Annotated in this window: 22 protein-coding genes; 17 read left to right on the top strand and 5 right to left on the bottom strand. The window is 44.0% G+C overall.

Translation table 11 applies throughout. The features are described from left to right. Positions 1-7 precede the first annotated feature (7 nt). The 17 genes from rsmG (at position 8) to C9J41_RS18145 (ending at position 15,127) form a co-directional block, all read left to right on the top strand. Positions 8-628 (top strand): 16S rRNA (guanine(527)-N(7))-methyltransferase RsmG, encoded by a 621-nt coding sequence (gene rsmG / locus C9J41_RS18225; protein ID WP_045153763.1) that lies wholly within the window; start codon positions 8-10, stop codon positions 626-628. 16 nt (positions 629-644) lie between these two features. Beyond that, positions 645-1,442: a ParA family protein gene (locus C9J41_RS18220; RefSeq protein WP_105061258.1), complete on the top strand. Its 798-nt coding sequence runs from the start codon at positions 645-647 to the stop codon at positions 1,440-1,442. An 8-nt stretch (positions 1,443-1,450) separates the two neighbouring features. After that, positions 1,451-2,350: a ParB/RepB/Spo0J family partition protein gene (locus tag C9J41_RS18215; protein WP_107208087.1), complete on the top strand. Its 900-nt coding sequence runs from the start codon at positions 1,451-1,453 to the stop codon at positions 2,348-2,350. 177 nt (positions 2,351-2,527) lie between these two features. Beyond that, positions 2,528-2,917, top strand: coding sequence for a F0F1 ATP synthase subunit I (locus tag C9J41_RS18210; protein WP_107208086.1), 390 nt, complete (start codon positions 2,528-2,530; stop codon positions 2,915-2,917). An 8-nt stretch (positions 2,918-2,925) separates the two neighbouring features. Next, complete coding sequence (gene atpB / locus C9J41_RS18205) at positions 2,926-3,729, top strand: F0F1 ATP synthase subunit A (RefSeq protein ID WP_107208085.1); 804 nt, start codon at positions 2,926-2,928, stop codon at positions 3,727-3,729. Positions 3,730-3,793: 64 nt separating this feature from the next. After that, the gene (gene atpE / locus C9J41_RS18200) at positions 3,794-4,051 is read left to right on the top strand and encodes a F0F1 ATP synthase subunit C (protein WP_005372317.1); all 258 of its coding nucleotides are present in this window, start codon (positions 3,794-3,796) and stop codon (positions 4,049-4,051) included. A 79-nt stretch (positions 4,052-4,130) separates the two neighbouring features. Further along, entirely contained in the window at positions 4,131-4,601 is a 471-nt protein-coding gene (atpF, locus tag C9J41_RS18195; protein WP_005372318.1) for a F0F1 ATP synthase subunit B, read from the top strand. Between the two features lie 16 nt (positions 4,602-4,617). Beyond that, the gene (gene atpH, locus C9J41_RS18190; RefSeq protein WP_045130846.1) at positions 4,618-5,151 is read left to right on the top strand and encodes a F0F1 ATP synthase subunit delta; all 534 of its coding nucleotides are present in this window, start codon (positions 4,618-4,620) and stop codon (positions 5,149-5,151) included. A gap of 16 nt (positions 5,152-5,167) precedes the next feature. Further along, positions 5,168-6,709, top strand: a complete 1,542-nt coding sequence (gene atpA, locus C9J41_RS18185; protein WP_005372324.1) for a F0F1 ATP synthase subunit alpha — start codon at positions 5,168-5,170, stop codon at positions 6,707-6,709. A gap of 44 nt (positions 6,710-6,753) precedes the next feature. Beyond that, the gene (gene atpG / locus C9J41_RS18180; RefSeq protein ID WP_005372328.1) at positions 6,754-7,620 is read left to right on the top strand and encodes a F0F1 ATP synthase subunit gamma; all 867 of its coding nucleotides are present in this window, start codon (positions 6,754-6,756) and stop codon (positions 7,618-7,620) included. A gap of 32 nt (positions 7,621-7,652) precedes the next feature. Further along, on the top strand, positions 7,653-9,059 hold the full coding sequence (gene atpD / locus C9J41_RS18175; RefSeq protein WP_107208084.1) for a F0F1 ATP synthase subunit beta: 1,407 nt from the start codon (positions 7,653-7,655) through the stop codon (positions 9,057-9,059). 17 nt (positions 9,060-9,076) lie between these two features. Then, positions 9,077-9,499, top strand: a complete 423-nt coding sequence (locus C9J41_RS18170; RefSeq protein ID WP_107208083.1) for a F0F1 ATP synthase subunit epsilon — start codon at positions 9,077-9,079, stop codon at positions 9,497-9,499. 242 nt (positions 9,500-9,741) lie between these two features. Next, positions 9,742-11,100: a bifunctional UDP-N-acetylglucosamine diphosphorylase/glucosamine-1-phosphate N-acetyltransferase GlmU gene (gene glmU / locus C9J41_RS18165; protein ID WP_107261430.1), complete on the top strand. Its 1,359-nt coding sequence runs from the start codon at positions 9,742-9,744 to the stop codon at positions 11,098-11,100. 215 nt (positions 11,101-11,315) lie between these two features. Then, positions 11,316-12,086, top strand: a complete 771-nt coding sequence (locus tag C9J41_RS18160) for a DeoR family transcriptional regulator (protein ID WP_107247624.1) — start codon at positions 11,316-11,318, stop codon at positions 12,084-12,086. Positions 12,087-12,111: 25 nt separating this feature from the next. Further along, complete coding sequence (gene glmS, locus C9J41_RS18155; RefSeq protein ID WP_107261432.1) at positions 12,112-13,947, top strand: glutamine--fructose-6-phosphate transaminase (isomerizing); 1,836 nt, start codon at positions 12,112-12,114, stop codon at positions 13,945-13,947. A gap of 241 nt (positions 13,948-14,188) precedes the next feature. Further along, complete coding sequence (locus C9J41_RS18150; protein ID WP_107208079.1) at positions 14,189-14,566, top strand: helix-turn-helix transcriptional regulator; 378 nt, start codon at positions 14,189-14,191, stop codon at positions 14,564-14,566. A gap of 168 nt (positions 14,567-14,734) precedes the next feature. Beyond that, the gene (locus tag C9J41_RS18145) at positions 14,735-15,127 is read left to right on the top strand and encodes a helix-turn-helix transcriptional regulator (RefSeq protein WP_107208078.1); all 393 of its coding nucleotides are present in this window, start codon (positions 14,735-14,737) and stop codon (positions 15,125-15,127) included. A 61-nt stretch (positions 15,128-15,188) separates the two neighbouring features. Here C9J41_RS18145 and ilvA read toward each other — a convergent pair whose 3' ends face one another. From ilvA to ilvG, 5 genes are all read right to left on the bottom strand, one after another. After that, positions 15,189-16,742 (bottom strand): threonine ammonia-lyase, biosynthetic, encoded by a 1,554-nt coding sequence (ilvA, locus tag C9J41_RS18140; protein ID WP_107208077.1) that lies wholly within the window; start codon positions 16,740-16,742, stop codon positions 15,189-15,191. A gap of 5 nt (positions 16,743-16,747) precedes the next feature. Beyond that, the gene (gene ilvD, locus C9J41_RS18135; protein WP_107208076.1) at positions 16,748-18,589 is read right to left on the bottom strand and encodes a dihydroxy-acid dehydratase; all 1,842 of its coding nucleotides are present in this window, start codon (positions 18,587-18,589) and stop codon (positions 16,748-16,750) included. A gap of 80 nt (positions 18,590-18,669) precedes the next feature. Beyond that, entirely contained in the window at positions 18,670-19,602 is a 933-nt protein-coding gene (ilvE, locus tag C9J41_RS18130) for a branched-chain-amino-acid transaminase (protein ID WP_107247627.1), read from the bottom strand. 20 nt (positions 19,603-19,622) lie between these two features. After that, complete coding sequence (gene ilvM / locus C9J41_RS18125; protein WP_005372349.1) at positions 19,623-19,871, bottom strand: acetolactate synthase 2 small subunit; 249 nt, start codon at positions 19,869-19,871, stop codon at positions 19,623-19,625. Next, positions 19,871-21,517, bottom strand: a complete 1,647-nt coding sequence (gene ilvG / locus C9J41_RS18120; RefSeq protein ID WP_107292764.1) for an acetolactate synthase 2 catalytic subunit — start codon at positions 21,515-21,517, stop codon at positions 19,871-19,873. The genes ilvM and ilvG overlap by 1 nt, the downstream gene beginning before the upstream one ends. Between the last annotated feature and the right edge of the window lie 242 nt (positions 21,518-21,759).

Raw genomic sequence — 21,759 nt, 5'->3', positions numbered from 1 at the left:
CTAAACAATGAAACAACGATTAGTACAACTTATCGCCCAAACTGAACTGCAGGTCACAGAACAGCAACTTGACCAGCTGATCGGTTATGTAGAACTGCTGCACAAATGGAATAAAGCGTATAATCTGACGTCAGTCCGTGATCCTAACGAAATGTTAGTTAAACATATTATGGATAGTATTGTCGTCAGCCAGTATTTAGATGGCGCTAGTTACATTGATGTTGGAACAGGACCGGGACTGCCAGGTATTCCGTTGGCGATTATGTGTCCTGATAAATCATTTACCTTGTTAGATAGCTTAGGTAAACGCATCCGTTTTATTCGCCAAGTGATCCATGAGCTAAAAATTACCAATGTGACGCCAGTACAAAGTCGCGTTGAAGAGTTTGAAGCCGGTGATGGCTTTGATGCAGTGTTAAGTCGTGCGTTTGCTTCAATGGCCGATATGGTTAACTGGTGCCACCATCTACCAAAATCAGGTGGTCAGTTCCTCGCATTGAAAGGCCAATATAACGAGCAAGAAGCGGCAGAACTGCCAGAATGGTGCTCAGTTATAGAAGTGAAATCTTTACAGGTTCCTGATTTAGAAGGTGAGCGTCATCTAGTAGTCTTGACGGCAAAGGATTAATTGTTGAGGTTTTCTTGTGGGAAGAATCATAGCGGTAGCAAATCAAAAAGGTGGTGTGGGTAAAACCACCACCTGTGTAAATTTAGCAGCATCCTTGGCTGCAACCCAACGTAAAGTATTAGTGGTTGATCTTGATCCACAAGGTAATGCAACCATGGCCAGTGGGGTTGATAAATACCAAGTTGATGCCACCGCTTATGATCTTTTGGTCGAGGAAACGCCATTTAATGACGTTGTTATAAAAGAAACGACGGGGGGCTATCATTTGATAGCCGCTAATGGTGATGTCACTGCTGCTGAAATAAAGTTGATGGAAGTGTTTGCCCGTGAAGTGCGTCTACGTACTGCACTTGCCAAGGTTCGTGATGACTACGACTATATTTTTATTGACTGTCCCCCTTCGCTAAACTTACTCACCATTAATGCTATGACAGCGGCGGATTCCGTATTAGTGCCGATGCAATGTGAGTATTTTGCTCTTGAAGGCTTAACAGCATTAATGGATACCATTAGCAAGTTAACAGCGGTGGTGAATAGTGAACTTAAAATAGAAGGTTTACTGCGCACCATGTTTGATCCTCGGAATAGATTAGCTAACGAAGTCTCTCAACAGCTGAAAAAACACTTTGGTGACAAAGTCTATCGTACCGTTATTCCACGCAATGTCCGTTTAGCAGAAGCGCCAAGCCATGGTCGTCCTGCGATGTATTACGATAAGTATTCTAGTGGCGCTAAAGCCTATTTAGCGCTCGCGGGTGAAATGATTCGTCGTGATGAATTAGCATTACAAACGGTGACTTCTGAGGACGCATAAGGCTTTTCATGAATTTTAATAAACGTGGTTTAGGCAAAGGCCTTGATGCCTTGCTTTCTACCAGTGCAGTCGCACAAGCTAAGCAACAAACCCATCAACAAACAGCACTTTCGACTTCAAACAATGACAGTGAATTACGGGACCTTGCGATTGAACTGCTGCAATCGGGTCAGTTCCAGCCGCGTAAATCGATGGCTGATGATACGCTTGCGGAGCTTGCTGAATCGATTCAAGCCCAAGGGATCATTCAACCTATTGTTGTTCGACGTTTAGCTGATCAACGTTTTGAAATTATTGCCGGTGAGCGTCGTTGGCAAGCGGCTAAAATCGCAGGATTAACGACGGTGCCTTGTTTGGTTAAAAGCGTTGATGATCGCGCGACAATTGCTATTGCGTTGATTGAAAATATTCAACGTGAAGATCTCAATGTAATAGAAGAAGCGGTGGCTTTAGCACGACTACAGCAAGAGTTTTCACTGACTCACCAGCAAATTGCTGAAGCGGTCGGGAAATCACGTGCTGCCGTCTCTAACTTATTGCGTTTAAACCAGTTAAGCGAGCCTGTTAAACAATTAGTGGAGCAGAAAAAACTCGAAATGGGTCATGCAAGGGCTTTATTATCCTTAGATGAAACACAACAGTTAGCTGTAGCACAAAAAATTGTCAATAATTTGTTAACTGTACGTGAAACTGAAAAACTGGTTAAAACACTTTTAAATCCATCAATACCTAAAGTGCCTGCATCACAAAGTGAACATGTTGTTTTATTACAAAACAGGCTAACTGAGCAATTAGGCACTAAGGTGGCGATTAATCAAACTAAAAGTGGCAAAGGAAAAATCGTTATTAACTTTGAACAGCAAGACAAGTTAGAGCAAATTCTTGCAATTCTCGATAATAAAATGTGATGTTAGAGCTGCAATTTTTGTTAAAAAAATAACATCATCGTGATCAAGTTAGAGTGTTGTAAAATCTAACTGTTTTTTTTGCTGCTATTTGATTGCAATCAATCTAATGAGCCGTATAATTTTCGCTGTTTTCCCAAGCACGGATTGTGTAAAGGAATGGACTCGAGGAACGAATACATGGTATCGACGCTAGCTAAACCGGGACGCCAACTGGCAAAACGGTTGCTGTTACTACAATCTGGCGTCGTGATAGCAACGGCATTAACGGCAGTTTTTGCTGTCAATGTTGACTGGGGAATCTCTGCATTGATTGGCGGTGGCATCTTTGTTATTGCCAATACTGTCTTCGCGATGTGTGCCTTCATGTTTAGTGGTGCTAGGAATGCACGGCTAGTCATGGCGTCATTTTATGGCGGAGAAGTGCTTAAAATTCTTATCACAGTCATCCTTTTTGCCATTGCTTACCTGTATATGGGAGTGGAACTTGTTCCTCTCAAACTAACCTATTTGCTGGCCCTTGGTATTAATATTTTTGGACCGGTTTTATTCATTAACAACAACAAATAGGATGAGTTATGGCTGCGCAAGGTGAAGCGCTAACGTCTGCAAGTTATATCACTCACCACTTGACCAACTTATCAACCGATAAATTGGGCTTAGTGAGTGAAGGTAGCTTTTGGGCGGTAAACATAGATAGCCTTATCTTCTCTGTTTTGACCGGTTTAGCTTTTCTATGGCTATTTCGTTCAGTAGCGAAGAAGGCATCATCAGGAGTTCCAAGTAAAGTACAATGTTTTGTCGAAATGGTTGTTGAATTCGTTGATACCAACGTCAAAGATACTTTCCATGGCCGCAATCCACTTGTAGCTCCGTTAGCACTAACTATTTTCTGCTGGATTTTACTGATGAATATCATGGACCTTGTGCCTATTGATTTCATTCCGTATGCCGCACAAAGTATTGGGATCCCTTATATGAAAGTGGTTCCAAGTGCTGACGTTAACATCACCATGGCAATGGCGCTAGGCGTGTTCGCATTGATGATTTACTACAGCATCAAAGTGAAAGGTCTTGTCGGTTTTGCTAAAGAACTGGCTCTTCACCCGTTCAATCACCCTATCATGATCCCGTTTAACCTTCTTCTTGAAGTGGTATCGCTATTAGCGAAGCCTATTTCACTAGGTATGCGTTTATTCGGTAACATGTTTGCAGGTGAGGTGGTGTTTATCCTAATCGCGGCACTAATGCCGTGGTGGGCTCAATGGCTAGGCTCGGTACCGTGGGCTATTTTCCACATTCTGGTCATTACAATTCAAGCTTTCGTATTCATGATGTTAACTATCGTGTACCTGTCTCAGGCACATGAAGACAATCATTAACGATTTTTTGTAACATTTTTTATTATATTGGCGTTTTGCCGACAACTATAAACTGGAGATAGTGATGGAAACTTTACTAAGCTTTTCTGCAATTGCCGTGGGCATCATTGTAGGTCTTGCTTCCCTTGGTACAGCGATCGGCTTCGCACTTCTAGGTGGTAAATTCCTTGAGGGTGCTGCACGTCAACCTGAAATGGCTCCAATGCTTCAAGTTAAGATGTTCATCATCGCTGGTCTACTTGATGCGGTACCAATGATCGGTATCGTAATCGCGCTGCTATTCACATTCGCAAACCCATTTGTTGGTCAGCTAGCTGGTTAATAAATCGTAATGTCAGCTTGTTTCAAGCTGACATTAAGTAGCAAATGGACTCTAGCAACCCTTTTAAAGGAGATGCGTTGTGAATATGAATGCAACTTTGCTGGGTCAAGCTATCGCTTTCTTCCTCTTCGTGGTGTTCTGCATGAAATATGTATGGCCACCGATTATGGAAGCGATTGAAGAACGTCAGAAAAAAATTGCTGACGGCTTGGCTGCCGCAGATCGCGCAGCTAAAGACCTTGACCTTGCACAAGCGAATGCTTCTGATCAACTAAAAGAAGCGAAACGCGCTGCGAGCGAGTTGATCGAGCAAGCAAACAAGCGTAAAGCTCAAATTATCGATGAAGCGAAAACGGAAGCACAAACTGAGCGCGAGAAAATCCTTGCGCAAGGTATGGCTGAAATTGAAGCGGAACGTAATCGTGCTCGTGATGAGTTAAGAAAACAAGTTGCAACTCTAGCTGTGATTGGTGCTGAGAAGATCATTGAGCGCTCCATTGATGTGGATGCTCAAGCCGATATTCTTAACAAAGTCACTGCAGAACTGTAATTAAAGGGGCAAGCATATGTCACAAATGACTACAATCGCACGCCCCTACGCTAAAGCAGCTTTTGACTTTGCGGTCGAGACGAACCAACTAGCTCAGTGGGCAGAAATGCTGAACTTTGCCAGTGAAGTAGCAAAAAATGACACTATGCAGGATGTACTGGATAGCGGATTTGCTGCGGATAAGCTAACTGAAATTTTTGTTTCAGTATGCGGTGAGCAACTCGATGAATTCGGTCAAAACCTTCTAAAGGTGATGGCTGAAAATGGACGCCTTAAGGCGCTACCTGATGTCTGTGATGAATTCATGCTGATGAAACATGAGCATGAGCACACCATCGAAGCGACAGTAATTTCTGCTATTGCTTTAGATGATAATCAACTAGATGCCATTAGCGTGAAACTTGAGCAGCGTTTAGCGCGTAAAGTTATGCTGACTTGCAGTGTAGACGAGACCCTGATTGCCGGGGTTGTAATTAGAGCTGGAGACCTTGTTATCGATAACTCTGTACGGGGCAAATTGAACCGTCTGAGCGATACTTTGCAGTCTTGATTTGGGGAATTGGAGCATGCAACTTAATTCCACGGAAATTAGCGCACTGATCAAACAACGTATTGAAAACTTCAACGTTGTAAGTGAAGCGCGTAACGAAGGTACTATCGTTTCTGTAAGCGACGGTATTATTCGTATCCATGGCCTTGCTGACGTAATGCAAGGTGAAATGATTGAACTACCAGGCGGACTATTCGCACTAGCACTTAACCTTGAGCGTGACTCGGTAGGTGCAGTTGTAATGGGCCCTTATGCTTCTCTACAGGAAGGCATGAAGGTAACCGGTACTGGTCGTATTCTTGAAGTACCTGTAGGTCCTGCGCTACTTGGTCGTGTTGTAAACACACTAGGTCAGCCTATCGATGGTAAAGGTCCAATTGAAACAGAGACATTCTCTCCTGTTGAAGTAATTGCACCGGGTGTAATCGATCGTAAATCTGTTGATCAACCAGTACAAACTGGTTACAAAGCAGTTGACTCAATGATCCCAATCGGCCGTGGTCAGCGTGAGCTTATCATCGGTGACCGTCAGACCGGTAAAACAGCGATGGCTATCGATGCCATCATCAACCAGAAAAATTCTGGTATCTACTCTGTGTATGTGGCTATTGGCCAGAAAGCTTCAACTATCGCTAACGTAGTTCGTAAGCTGGAAGAGCACGGCGCACTGGAAAACACTATCGTAGTTGTAGCATCAGCATCAGAAGCTGCTGCGCTACAATACCTAGCACCATACTCTGGTTGTGCGATGGGCGAATACTTCCGTGACCGCGGCGAAGATGCACTGATCGTATACGATGACCTGTCTAAGCAGGCTGTTGCTTACCGTCAAATCTCACTATTGCTTAAGCGTCCACCAGGCCGTGAAGCATTCCCTGGTGATGTTTTCTACCTTCACTCTCGTCTTCTAGAGCGTGCTTCTCGTGTAAGCGAGCACTACGTTGAGAAATTCACTAACGGTGAAGTGAAAGGTCAAACCGGATCGCTAACGGCACTACCGATTATCGAAACCCAAGCGGGTGACGTATCGGCATTCGTACCGACTAACGTTATCTCTATCACCGATGGTCAGATCTTCCTACAAACAGAGCTATTCAACGCTGGTATTCGTCCTGCTGTTGACCCAGGTATCTCTGTATCGCGTGTAGGTGGTGCTGCCCAAACCAAGATCATCAAGAAACTGTCGGGTGGTATTCGTACCGCACTTGCACAGTACCGTGAACTTGCAGCGTTTGCACAGTTCTCGTCTGACCTTGATGACGCTACTAAGAAACAGCTAGATCATGGTCAGAAAGTAACTGAACTGATGAAGCAAAAACAATACGCGCCAATGTCTGTATTTGAGCAAGCGGTTGTTATCTTTGCAGCTGAAAAAGGCTACTTGAATGATGTTGAGCTAACTAAGCTTGCTGATTTCGAAGCAGCGTTACTTTCTTACGCGAAAGGTCAGTTTGCTGAGCTTGTAGCTCAGATAGATGAAACGGGTGCTTACAACGATGAAATCGCTGCGCAGTTTGCAAAACTGCTAGAAGATTTCAAAGCGACCCAGACTTGGTAATTGGTTGGTGATCGCTTGCGATCACCTTCTAACGGAGAGTAACGATGGCCGGCGCAAAAGAGATTCGTAACAAGATCGGTAGTGTTAAAAACACGCAAAAGATCACTAAAGCGATGGAAATGGTGGCTGCTTCTAAAATGCGTAAAACGCAGGAAGCAATGGAGTCATCACGTCCATACGCACAAACTATGCGCAAAGTGATCGGTCATATCGCCCTTGGTAGCCTCGAGTATAAGCATCCTTATCTTGAAGAGCGTGAAGCCAAGCGCGTTGGTTACATCATTGTTTCAACTGACCGTGGTTTGTGTGGTGGCTTGAACATTAACTTGTTCAAAAAAGCGATCACCGATATTAAAACATGGTCAGATAAAGGTGCGGATGTTGATTTAGCGCTAATTGGAGCTAAAGCAACAGCATTCTTTAATAGCTACGGCGGTAACGTAGCAGCTCAAGTATCAGGCCTTGGTGACACGCCAAGTGTTGATGAGTTGATCGGTACTGTTGGCGTAATGCTGAAGAAATATGATGAAGGCCAACTGGATCGTCTGTATGTGGTTTACAACCAGTTTGTAAATACCATGGTACAGCAACCAGTGATTGATCAATTGTTGCCTTTGCCTAAGTCAGAAGACGAAGAAATGCAGCGCAACCATTCTTGGGATTATATTTATGAGCCCGAGCCTAAACCGCTACTAGATACCCTATTGGTTCGCTATGCCGAATCACAAGTGTACCAAGGTGTGGTTGAAAACCTTGCCAGTGAGCAAGCGGCACGAATGGTAGCGATGAAAGCTGCAACAGATAATGCAGGGGATCTGATTGATGAACTGCAACTTGTGTACAACAAAGCCCGTCAGGCTGCGATCACACAAGAACTGTCAGAAATCGTTTCTGGCGCATCTGCTGTTTAAGGCAAAGAATTAATAAGTTTAGAGGATTAACGATGGCTACAGGTAAGATCGTACAGATCATCGGTGCGGTAGTCGACGTAGAGTTTCCACAGGACTCTGTACCACAGGTATACGATGCCCTTCATGTTGATGCGAAAGAGAACGGTACACTAGTACTGGAAGTTCAGCAGCAACTTGGTGGTGGTGTTGTTCGTGGTATCGCTATGGGTACTTCTGATGGCTTACGTCGTGGTTTGTCTGTTGAAAACACAGGCCGCCCAATTGAAGTGCCAGTAGGTACAGCGACTTTAGGACGTATCATGAACGTTCTTGGTCAACCTATTGATGAGTGTGGTGAGATCGGTGAGCAAGAGCGTTACGCTATTCACCGTGAAGCACCAAGCTATGAAGATCAGTCAAACGTAACTGAACTCCTAGAAACAGGTGTTAAAGTTATCGACTTAATCTGTCCATTCGCTAAGGGTGGTAAGATCGGTCTGTTTGGTGGTGCGGGTGTTGGTAAGACCGTTAACATGATGGAACTTATCAACAACATCGCCCTAAAACACTCAGGTTTATCTGTGTTTGCAGGTGTTGGTGAGCGTACACGTGAAGGTAACGATTTCTACTTTGAAATGCAGGAAGCAGGTGTTGTTAACATCGAAAAGCCTGAAGAATCAAAAGTAGCAATGGTTTACGGTCAGATGAACGAGCCACCAGGTAACCGTCTACGTGTTGCATTGACTGGCCTTACTATGGCTGAGCGTTTCCGTGACGAAGGTCGTGACGTACTGTTATTTATCGATAACATCTACCGTTACACCCTTGCAGGTACTGAAGTATCAGCACTACTAGGTCGTATGCCATCTGCTGTAGGTTACCAGCCTACACTAGCAGAAGAGATGGGTGTACTTCAGGAGCGTATCACGTCAACGAAGTCTGGTTCTATCACGTCAGTTCAGGCGGTATACGTACCTGCCGATGACTTGACTGACCCATCACCAGCAACAACCTTTGCTCACTTAGATGCAACAGTTGTACTTTCGCGTCAGATCGCATCGCTAGGTCTATACCCTGCGATCGACCCATTGGATTCAACATCACGTATGCTTGATCCATTGGTTGTAGGTCAAGAGCACTACGACATTGCTCGTGGCGTTCAGAGCCTACTTCAACGTTATAAAGAGCTAAAAGACATCATCGCTATTCTTGGTATGGACGAGCTATCTGAAGAAGATAAGCAAGCTGTATCACGTGCACGTAAGATTGAACGTTTCCTAACTCAGCCTTACCACGTAGCAGAAGTCTTTACTGGTGACCCAGGTATCTACGTAACGTTGAAAGACACACTACGTAGCTTCAAAGGCTTATTAGCGGGTGAATACGACGATATCCCAGAGCAGGCATTTATGTACTGTGGTGCGATTGAAGACGTATTAGAAAACGCGAAGAAGCTGTAAGCTAATTAGGAGGCGACATGGCAGCGATAACTTTCCAGTTGGAAGTAGTCAGTGCTGAGAAACGTCTGTTCTCTGGTCGTGCTGAAAATATTCAAGTAACGGGTAGTGAAGGTGAGCTAGGTATTCATGCCGGTCACACGCCACTACTTACAGCTATTACCCCTGGCATGGTACGTATTACCAAGCAAGGTGGTGAGGAAGATGTAATCTATCTTTCTGGCGGTATGCTTGAAGTTCAGCCTTCTGCAGTGACGGTATTAGCTGATACAGCTATTCGTGGTATTGATTTAGACGCCGCGAAAGCAGAAGAAGCTAAGCGTCAAGCTGAGGAGCGCATCCATAATCAGCATGGCGATATTGACTTCGCACAGGCAGCCAGTGATTTAGCGAAAGCCATTGCTCAGCTTCGAGTAATTGAACTAACTAAACGCGCACGCTAGTCTGACGCTAAAGTAATATAAAAAGCGACCATTAAGGTCGCTTTTTTTATTGCTAAAAATCTTATTGATTGATGTTGTTTGGGGATATTTATTATTACAAAAATGATTTTCTATTAAGACTTTTGCGAGGTATAGCTGTTATTTCTTAGTGAGAATTAAACAATTACGCTTAAATCTAGTGAAACTTGACGGTACAATACCAATTAAATAACAAATTTATGCATCAAGAGGGACATCCCATCATGCGCTTTAGTGCTGTGATTTTAGCTGCGGGAAAAGGCACCCGTATGTATTCTAACTTGCCAAAAGTACTTCATACTTTAGCAGGAAAGCCGATGGTCAAACATGTAATTGATACATGTAATGATCTTGGTGCGAAAAATATTAATTTAGTTTATGGCCATGGTGGTGACACCATGCAACAAGTATTGGCTCAAGAATCAGTTAATTGGGTACTACAAGCTGAGCAATTAGGAACAGGACACGCGGTTAATCAAGCGACCCCGAACCTTGCTGATGATGAAAAAGCATTGATTTTATACGGTGATGTGCCACTAATTAGTGCACAAACGTTAGAAAACCTGCTGGATGCTCAGCCTGATGGTGGCATTGCCTTACTAACCGTTGTTCTTGATGATCCAAGTGGTTACGGTCGTATTGTGCGTCGTAATGGTCCCGTAGTTGCGATCGTAGAGCAAAAAGATGCCACTGAAGAGCAAAAGCTCATAAAAGAAATCAATACTGGTGTCATGGTGGCTAATGGCGGTGATCTTAAGCGTTGGTTAGCGGCGCTTAAAAATGATAATGCGCAAGGTGAATATTACCTAACCGATATTATTGAGATTGCCCATGATGAAGGTCGTGCCGTCGAAGCGGTACACCCTGTAAGCCCTATTGAGGTTGAAGGTGTAAATAACCGTATTCAACTTGCGCGCCTTGAGCGAGCTTTCCAAGCTCAACAAGCTGAGCGTTTATTAGAGCAAGGTGTGATGTTACTCGATCCTGCTCGTTTTGATTTACGTGGCGAATTACAATGCGGTACCGATGTTGAAATTGATGTTAACGTGGTGATTGAAGGCAGCGTTAGTATTGGTGATAACGTCGTGATTGGCGCCGGTTGTGTGCTTAAAGACTGTGAGATTGATGATAACTCAATTATCAGCCCATACAGTGTGATTGATGGTGCGACGGTAGGTGAAGCCTGTACGGTCGGTCCATTTGCTCGTTTACGTCCAGGTACGGAGCTTCAAGCTCAAGTGCATGTGGGTAATTTTGTTGAAATCAAGCAAACGCGTTTAGGTGAAGGCTCTAAAGCGGGTCATTTAACTTACCTTGGTGATGCTGAGATTGGTGCTAACGTCAATATAGGTGCAGGTACTATTACTTGTAACTACGATGGCGCGAACAAATTTAAAACTGAAATTGGCGATGATGTATTTGTTGGCTCTGATACTCAACTTATCGCCCCAGTTAAAGTTGCAAGCGGTGCAACCATTGGTGCCGGTGCAACGATTAATCGTAATGTTGGAGAAGGTGAGTTAGTGATCACTCGCGCACCCGCACGAACGATTCAAGGCTGGAAACGCCCAACCAAGAAGTAATTTTCAATTACGTTATCATTTTTAAAGCAGGAGTTTCTCCTGCTTTTTTATTGTCTATCTCCAACCCCCGGCCCTATATTCCTCTAGCTTTTCCATTCCAGTAGTTATTTCGAGAGAAAAATTATACCGAATCTGCATATTTGTTATTGATCGATTAATTTTTAAAACGCTATACTAAGTTTCAAACTGAAACTTAATCTATCATTTCAAAACTTATGTCTAAACGTAATACGCAACAACGTCGCCATGCTATTGCAGCTATGGTTGGTATTGAAGGTGAAGTTAGTGTGGATACACTTGCTAGTCACTTCTCGACCTCTGAGGTCACAATTCGTAAAGATCTCGCGGCATTAGAAAGTTCTGGCTTATTGCTACGCCGATACGGTGGTGCCATTGCTATGCCGAGTGAAATAGTTGCAACTGGCTTAGAAGAAAAAGTTTCAGAACGAAAGTCAGCGATTGCGATTGCTGCCGCTGATCTGATCCGAGATCACAATCGCATTATCGTTGATTGTGGTAGTACAACAGCAGCATTAATTAACCTACTAAGCACTAAACAAGGCTTAGTGGTAATGACTAATTCTTTACAAGTCGCGAATGCACTAAATGCACTTGAAAATGAACCGACCTTATTGATGACAGGCGGTACATGGGATCCGCATTCGGAATCCTTCCAAGGCAAAGTTGCAGAATCCGTATTGCGTTCATACGATTTTGATCAGCTATTTATTGGTGCTGATGGCATTGATATCACGCGTGGCACAACCACCTTTAATGAACTGACGGGGCTAAGTCGAGTGATGGCGGAAGTTTCTCGCGAAGTGGTGGTAATGATTGAGTCTTGTAAGGTCGGACGAAAAATTCCGAATTTAGAGTTAACGTGGCAAGGGATCGATACTTTAATTACCGATAATGGCATGAGTGATGCTGATACTGTTGCGATAGAACAACAGGGTGTGCGCGTGATTCGTGCCTATAGTGAATAATAACAAGTTATAAAGGATAGCAGTTATGTGTGGGATTGTAGGTGCGGTAGCACAACGTGATGTAGCAGAGATCTTAGTCGAAGGCTTACGTCGATTAGAATATCGCGGGTATGACTCAGCAGGTCTTGCCGTTGTTGATGAACAATTTAAATTACAACGCTTACGACGTATGGGGAAAGTTCAAGCTTTAGCTGATGCCGTTAATGAAACGCAAGTTATTGGTGGAACGGGGATCGCACATACACGTTGGGCAACACATGGCGAACCCTCAGAAGCTAACGCCCACCCCCATGTCTCTGGTGAGCATATAGCGATTGTTCATAATGGGATTATTGAGAATCACCAAGCATTGCGTGATCTATTACAACAACGAGGCTATGTGTTTCATTCTCAAACCGATACTGAAGTAATTGCACATTTAGTTGAGTGGGAACTGCGAACTGCCGATTCTTTATTAGCCGCTGTGAAGCAAGCTGTTGCTCAACTAGAAGGCGCTTATGGTACCGTAGTGATGGATAGTCGCGATCCGGAACGTTTGGTTGTTGCGCGCTCTGGTAGCCCGTTGGTGATCGGATTAGGTGTAGGTGAAAACTTTATTGCGTCTGATCAATTGGCTTTGCTGAATGTGACTCGTCGCTTTATGTTTTTAGAAGAAGGTGATGTTGCCGAAGTCACCCGTCGTGATATTCGAGTTTATAATCAACAAGATGAGTTGGTTGAACGTGAAGTCACCGAATCTCATATTCAACATGATGATACGGATAAAGGTCATTATCGTCACTATATGCAAAAAGAGATCTTTGAGCAGCCAAGCGCTCTGATCAATACCATGGAAGGCAGGATCCGCAACAATCGCGTGATCTTGGAAAGTTTTGGTAATGAAGCGAAAACGATCTTTGATCATGTTGAGCATATTCAAATTATTGCTTGTGGTACCTCCTATAACGCGGGCATGGTGGCACGTTACTGGTTTGAATCTATTGCAGGAATTAGCTGTGATGTTGAAATTGCCTCTGAATTTCGCTACCGCAAATTTGTTACCCGTCCAAATAGCTTACTGATCACCCTTTCTCAATCAGGTGAAACAGCAGATACCTTAGCGGCACTGCGTTTAGCAAAAGAAAAAGGCTATATGGCTGCGATGACAATTTGTAATGTTGCAGGCTCATCTTTGGTACGTGAATCTGATTTAGCTTTTATGACCCGCGCGGGGGCTGAAATTGGGGTCGCATCAACTAAAGCGTTTACTACGCAGTTAGTCGCGTTATTAATGCTTGTAACTGCATTAGGTAAGCAGCAAGGTACGATTGATAATGAGCAAGAAGAAAAAATCGTTCATTCACTACAGCAATTACCAAGCTTTATTGAGAAAGCATTAACGCTTGATAAGTCGATTGAGCTATTGGCTGAAGAATTCAGCGATAAACAACATGCATTATTTTTAGGTCGTGGTGAGTTCTACCCGATTGCTGTTGAAGCTTCACTTAAATTAAAAGAGATCTCGTACATTCATGCAGAGGCTTATGCGGCTGGTGAATTAAAGCATGGCCCACTTGCGTTAGTTGATGCTGAGATGCCTGTTATCGTGGTGGCACCTACCAATGATTTATTAGAAAAGCTCAAATCTAATATTGAAGAAGTACGTGCTCGCGGTGGCTTACTGTATGTGTTTGCCGATAGTGAAGCTGGATTTGAAGAGACCAGCGGCATGAAAATCATGACCATGCCCAGTGTGGATGAAATCATCGCACCGATTTTTTATACCATTCCGATGCAGTTGTTGTCGTATCACGTGGCTTTAATTAAAGGTACTGATGTTGATCAGCCTCGTAATTTAGCCAAAGCGGTGACTGTTGAGTAATGTCAAATGAGAAAAGGCGCAACTTGCGTCTTTTTTATCGGTACTCTTGATAGCGTTTACCGTGTTGCGAAATAAAAAAATGCCTGATTATCCATACGATGTGCGATTCAAATTAAGAATAAAAGTCTGCTTTGATTTTATCTTATTGAATATTAAGAATTAAAAAAAATGAAAAATTGGCTCATCATCTGCACTGCAACAAATAGTGAAGCGTTCTTCACTATCTGATTGGAGAAGGTGTATGACAGAGCCAAAGACAAAGATTGCCGCTAGGATCAAGGAGGCTCGTGAATGGAAAGGATTAACCCAAGTACATATGGCCCAGCAGTTGAAAGTCGCTCGCCAAACGTATCTTGATCTAGAGACCGGAAAAACAGAGCCTAAAGTACGATTATTGTCTGAGATCTCGGAGATCACTGAGAGACCATTAACTTGGTTTGTTTATGGTGATGAAGGGATTGAAATTTTAGAAAGTGAGTATAAGGAAGAAATTGATCGCTTATTGCAATTTTTTAGTCACTTGCCACATTCTGCTCGCCACGTTATTTTGCAGCAATGTATCAACTTAGCGAGTTTTATGGCGGAATACACCCGTGCTTTAACACATAAAAATAAGTAGCGAATAACGATCTTCCTTGGTGCCTATTTAATTGTTCATTTCGATCTTTTTATTGTCTATCTTTGGTGACAGTGAATATGGCGTATCACATTTTTGTACTAGCACCCATAGACATCTATTTTAGCGAAGAATAGTTTAAACAAAGTTTATGGGTTTAGTGCGGTATAAATGTCGATGATGAGTGAATATAGTGTTGAGCGTGAGATTAATAACGCAATAACAGAAATAGCGCATATTGCACAAAAGATTCGAGAAGCGAGAGAATGGAAAGGGGTCACTCAAGTGAGTATGGCTAAGCAGCTAGGTGTTGCTCGTCAAACTTACCTTGATGTGGAATCGGGGAAAACAGAGCCTCGAATATTAATGCTAATGAATATAGCAAAGATAACAGGGCGTCCTTTGCATTGGTTTATTTCAGACGACAGTACACCTGAATATGGTGATATCAATCGATTATCGGTTATGTATGCGCAGGTACCTTCTCCTTTACGCCAAAAAATGATCGAACAAAATATTAATCTGATTTCCTGTTGCCTTGAATATGTTTCAAACAGTCGTTAATCATGTTGATTGTTATAAAAAAAGCAGCGATTACGCTGCTTTTTTTGTTAGGGACTATTCATTACTGAGCAAGAAAAAACTTATAGGCTGGATTTTCTGTTTCGTCTTTCCATTGATAGCCCAATTCGCGTAAGTGGCTAGTAAATGACAGCAAATCTTTGTCTTCAAGTTCAAAGCCACATAAAACACGACCATAATCTGCCCCATGATTACGATAATTAAATAAGCTAATATTCCAATGACAACCAAGGGTATTTAAAAAGCGAATAAGTGCACCTGGGTATTCAGGGAACTCAAAGCTATATAAACGTTCTTTAAGCGGTTTTGATGGTCTACCCCCAATCATATAACGAACATGGACTTTCGCCATTTCGTCATCAGATAAATCGACCACCGGATATCCGCCTTTTCGCAGATCTTTAATGATGCCATCAAGTTCTTCTTGGCCTTGCATTAAACGCACACCGACAAAAACATTGGCCAGCGCATCATCGTTATAACGGTAGTTAAATTCGGTTACCGCTCGCCCCCCAATCAAATGGCAGAAATCAAGAAAAGCTCCCGGACGTTCAGGGATCGTAACGGCTAATAACCCTTCACGTTTTTCACCTAACTCACAACGTTCTGAAACATAGCGTAGACCATGAAAATTCAAGTTTGCGCCTGATAAAATCGCAGCAAGTTGCTGATCGCGGATTTGATGCAGCTCGACGTATTTTTTTAGCCCAGCAAGAGAAAGTGCCCCCGAAGGTTCAGCAATCGCGCGGGTATCTTCAAAGATATCTTTAACCGCCGAGCAAATTTCATCACTGCTGACCGTGATAACATCATCAAGGTATTGCTGACATAAACGGAAGGTTTCACTACCAATACGTTTCACAGCTACACCATCAGCAAACATGCCGACTTGATCTAATGTGACTGGTTGGCCTGCATCAAGCGCTGCTTTTAAACAGGCAGAATCTTCAGCCTCAACCCCAACCACTTTAATTTCAGGTAGTAGCTGTTTGAGTAAAACGGCAACGCCTGCCGCCAAACCACCGCCACCAACCGGTACAAAAACACAATCAAGATGACCATTTTGTTGCACCAACTCAATACCAATTGTGCCTTGTCCTGCGATCACCGATGGGTGATCGAAAGGAGGGATAAAGGTATAGCCGTGTTGTTGCGCTAATTGTTCGGCATAGCCCTTAGCTTCATCAAAATTACTGCCATGCAGCACGACAATACCACCAAAACTACGTACCGCATCCACCTTGATATCAGGTGTCGTACGTGGCATCACAATCGTGGCTTTAACCCCGAGTTGCTGGCTCGATAAGGCTAAACCTTGTGCATGATTACCGGCAGAGGCTGCAATCACTCCTGCCGCTTTTTGCGGCTCAGTCAGCTGCGACATCATGTTATAAGCGCCACGTAACTTAAACGAGTGAACCGGCTGGCGATCTTCTCGTTTTAGTTGGATCTGATTTGCAATCCTTGCGCTCAGACGAGACATATTTTGCAATGGGGTGACTTGTGCCACCTCATATACTGGCGCTCGAAGGATATTGCGAAGATAGTCGGCTCCGCTAAGTAGCACTTCATCCGTGGCCTGTTTCACTTCGCTCATGATGATTATCCTTCTAGTTTAGACTTATCGCGCACTGCGCCTTTATCTGCACTGGTGGCGAGGTTGGCATAGGCTTTTAGGGCAAAAGAAACCTGACGTTCACGATCGACAGGCTTCCAACCGCGTTGGTTCGTTGCTTCACGACGTGCCGCGAGGGTTGCATCATCGACATTGAGCTCAATGCTACGGTTTGGAATATCAATGGCGATAATGTCGCCATTTTCGATCAGGCCAATCGTGCCACCGTTTGCTGCTTCAGGCGAAACGTGACCAATAGATAGGCCACTGGTACCGCCAGAGAATCGACCGTCAGTGATCAACGCACATTCTTTGCCAAGACCCATAGATTTAAGGTAAGTGGTCGGGTACAACATTTCTTGCATACCAGGGCCACCTTTAGGTCCTTCATAACGAATAACCACGACATCGCCTGCTTTCACTTTACCTGCAAGAATCGCTTCAACAGCGGTATCTTGGCTTTCAAACACAACGGCAGGACCTGTAAAGGTTAAGCAACTTTCATCAACGCCTGCGGTTTTAACAATACAGCCATCAAGTGCCATATTGCCTGACAGTACAGCAAGACCGCCATCTTGGCTAAAGGCAAACTCTTTACTACGAATACAGCCATTTTCTCGATCATCGTCAAGCGTTTCCCAACGGCAATCTTGCGAGAATGCTTGCGTGGTTCGGATACCCGCAGGGCCTGCGCGGAAGAACGTTTTAATTTCTTCTGAATCCGTTACTTTAATATCGTAGTGTTTGAAGCTTTCGGCAAAGGTTTCACCCAGAATATTGTGACAATCGTTATGGAAGAGACCTGCGCGATCCAGTTCACCTAAAATACTGTAAACGCCACCTGCTCGGTGAACATCTTCCATATGATATTTCGGTGTTGATGGTGCAACTTTACAGAGGTGTGGAACAATACGAGACATGCGATCAATATCGGTCATGGTGAAATCAATTTCACCTTCTTGCGCTGCGGCTAAAAGGTGTAAAACGGTATTAGTTGATCCCCCCATTGCAATATCTAATGCCATCGCATTTTCGAAGGCTTTTTTATTGGCAATGTTACGTGGCAATGCGGTTTCATCGTCTTGCTCATAGTAACGCTTAGTTAGACCAACAATACGCTTACCCGCGTTAATAAATAGCTGCTCACGATCAGCATGCGTGGCTAGCATTGAACCATTTCCTGGCTGGCTTAAACCAAGCGCTTCGGTTAAACAGTTCATGGAGTTAGCCGTGAACATACCAGAGCACGAACCACAGGTAGGACAGGCTGAACGTTCGATCTGCTCACTTTGCTCATCAGATACTTTAGGATCGGCACCTTGGATCATTGCATCAACCAAATCGAGCTTGATCACTTGCTCTGAAAGCTTGGTTTTACCGGCTTCCATTGGTCCGCCAGAAACAAAAATAACCGGAATATTTAAGCGAAGTGATGCCATTAACATTCCAGGGGTGATTTTGTCACAGTTTGAGATACATACCATCGCATCGGCACAGTGGGCATTCACCATGTACTCAACAGAATCTGAAATAAGCTCACGTGATGGGAGTGAATACAGCATACCGCCATGCCCCATCGCAATACCGTCATCAACAGCAATGGTATTAAACTCTTTGGCAATACCGCCCGCTTCTTCTATTTGCTTTGCGACTAATTGACCGAGATCTTTTAAGTGGACGTGACCGGGAACAAATTGGGTAAACGAGTTCACAACGGCAATAATCGGCTTACCGAAATCTTCATCTTTGACGCCAGTGGCACGCCAAAGCGCACGAGCACCAGCCATATTTCGGCCATGGGTTGTGGTTGCTGAACGGTATTTAGGCATAACAGAAAATCCTTTTTGAGCACTGTCGCTAATGCATTAGCGACAGTTTTGATATGTATTGGTTGGGTTGTGAAGGGCAATTACTTTTGTGGATAAACGTAATCTAACCAGCCCCATTTATCTTCTGTTTCACCATTGAACAGACCGAAGTAAGCGGCTTGCAGCTCTTTGGTGATAGGGCCTCGTTTACCTTCACCGACGGTAATTTGATCCACACTGCGTACCGGTACGATTTCAGCTGCTGTCCCTGTCATGAAGATTTCATCGGCAAGGTAAAGTGCTTCACGAGCAATGTTTTCTTCACGTACTTCGTAACCCCGTTCTTTAGCTAGGATCATAATCGTGTCACGGGTGATGCCGGGTAAAATTGCGCTAGTTGTTGGTGGTGTTGAAAGAACGCCGTTACGAATGACAAAGATATTTTCACCAGCGCCTTCTGATAGATAACCATCAACACTTAATGCGATCCCTTCTGCGTAACCATGGCGACGTGCTTCGCTACCAACCAGTAATGATGATAGGTAGTTACCACCAGCTTTCGCTGCGGTTGGAATGGTATTTGGTGCGGCACGATTCCAGCTAGAAATCATCGCATCAACGCCATTTTCCAGTGCTTCCTCACCTAAGTAAGAGCCCCAAGGGAAAGCGGCAACAATCAAATCCATTTTTGTATCAACGGGAGGACAAACCCCTAGGCCAACATTCCCCACATAACCCAATGGGCGAATGTAAGCAGAATCGAGTTTATTGACTCGGATCGTTTCACGGCAAATTTCCATTAGTTCATCGCAGCTGTATGGGATTGGGAAGCGATAAATTTTTGCCGAATTTTTTAGCCGTACCATATGTTCTTCATGACGAAAAATGGCTGGGCCTTTTGGCGTGTTGTAGCAACGGATCCCTTCAAATACTGAAGTACCATAGTGCATTGCGTGGGTTAAAACGTGAACATTAGCATCAGCCCAAGGCACTATTTCACCGTTAAACCAAATGTAATCTGCTGTATTTGCCATTTTGAATTCCTTTCTAAAATTTAATCCAGTAACTGCAGGGGGGAAGTCTCTACACTGATGATGTCCCACAGTTTTTCAATTTGGTTGATAAGCGTCGATATAGGACGAGTACTATCGACGATAATTTCGATTCTGGCTATCTTGCTGTGATGATTTTGTGTTGCATCGACTTTTTTTATGATGAAGCCACGATGGCGGATCACACGTAAAATTCGCTCAAGTAATACAGGCTTATCATTAGCGGTAATGTTGAGTAAATATCTTTCCATTAGGTGTTCTCCAGCATATCTTGGTTTGCAGCACCCGGTGGAACCAGTGGCCATACATTTTGTTCTTCATCAATTAGCACATGCAGTAAGTAAGCGGTTTTACTGGCGAGCATTTCTTCCAGTGCAGGAGCCACTTCTTCTTTGCGAGTAATGGTTTTTCCCGGAATATCAAACGCTTTAGCTAACATCACAAAATCAGGGTTATCATCTAGGATGGTTTCACTGTGGCGACCATCAAAAAACAGCGATTGCCATTGACGTACCATACCTAAGCGCTGGTTATTGATAAGTACCATTTTGACGGGAATACTGCGGCGCTTTAAGGTTCCCAATTCTTGTACATTCATCATAAACGAGCCATCACCAGAGATCAGAATAGATTGATCATCAGGACGGGCAACACTGGCTCCCATTGCTGCAGGTAAACCAAAACCCATGGTGCCAAGGCCGGCTGAAGTAATGTAGTTTTGTGGCTCACGAGGTTGAATATGCTGTGCGGCCCACATTTGGTGCTGACCAACATCGGTTGATACCATGCTGCTATCAGGCATCATATCTGACAATTGCTTAAGCAGTAATGGCGCGTAAATCAGATCGCCTGGATGGTCATAACGCCATTTGCCAATTTTACGAATATGTTCACTGTGAGTGAGCCAACGGCTGATATCTTGGCTCAGCTCTAACTGAGGCAAAATAGTATTAATATCGCCACGTAATGGCGCATCAGCATGACGTAATTTACTAAATTCAGCGGCATCAATATCAATATGAATCACTTTTGCGTGTGGCGCAAAGGTATCCAATTTTCCGGTTACACGATCATCAAAACGGGCACCAACCACAATTAATAAATCCGCTTCCTGTACCACTAGATTGGCCGCTTTTGTGCCGTGCATACCAAGCATGCCAAGATAATGGGGATCATGGCGTTCAATAGAGCCTAAGCCTTTTAATGTACTGACCGAAGGCATCGGATTAAGGTTTAAAAATTGACGTAACGTATCGGTTGCATGGGCAATTTGCACCCCACCACCGACATACATTACGGGACGATGACTTTGATCTAATAACTGTTGAGCTGCAGTGATAGCTTCACTATTAACCGTTGGAACCGCTGGTGGTTCAATTGGGGGGAGTAATTCGGTTGGCGCTTGTGCAAGCTGTACATCTTTGGCTATATCGACAATAACAGGGCCCGGACGACCAGCTTTAGCGACTACGAATGCTTCAGCAAGGGTTGGTGCAAGTTCATTGATATCGGTGACCAGATAGCTGTGTTTGGTACATGATAAAGACATCCCAATCACATCCATTTCTTGGAAGGCATCGGTTCCAATATGGGTGCTGGCAACTTGTCCAGTAATCGCAACTAGGGGGACTGAATCCATAAAGGCGTCAGCAAGTCCAGTGACGAGGTTTGTGGCACCTGGACCTGATGTTGCCATACAGACAGCGACATCTTGGGTGGATCGGGCCATACCAATAGCAGCCATTGCTGCTCCTTGTTCGTGACGGCAGAGGATATGCTCTACTCCACCATCATATAACGCGTCATAAATTGGCATGATGGCACCGCCTGGGTAACCAAATACGGTTTTGATACCCTGCTGATGCAGCGCTTTTACGACTAATTCTGCCCCTGTCATCGCAGCTCCTTGCTTGCTTTGCGAGATCTATTTGAGATGATAACGATTACTCAAATCCATTTGTTGAAAAAAGCCCCCGAACTTCTCAGTGCGGGGGCTTTTTGTTTGCGTCTTTGCGCTACTTTGCGCCAGCAAATCCCCGCTGCGGTGACATAATCACCACAATGACTTTAATAATGAGTACGAGGGATGTTGTTAAGCGCATGTATATTTGTCCAACTTTTGTTGTCTAGTTGTTGCTA

Origin of the sequence: Photobacterium sp. GB-50, assembly GCF_003026755.1 — a bacterium.
Classification (GTDB): domain Bacteria; phylum Pseudomonadota; class Gammaproteobacteria; order Enterobacterales; family Vibrionaceae; genus Photobacterium.
Note: the sequence above shows the minus strand (reverse complement) of the source record. Positions and strands in the feature narration are given on the sequence as shown.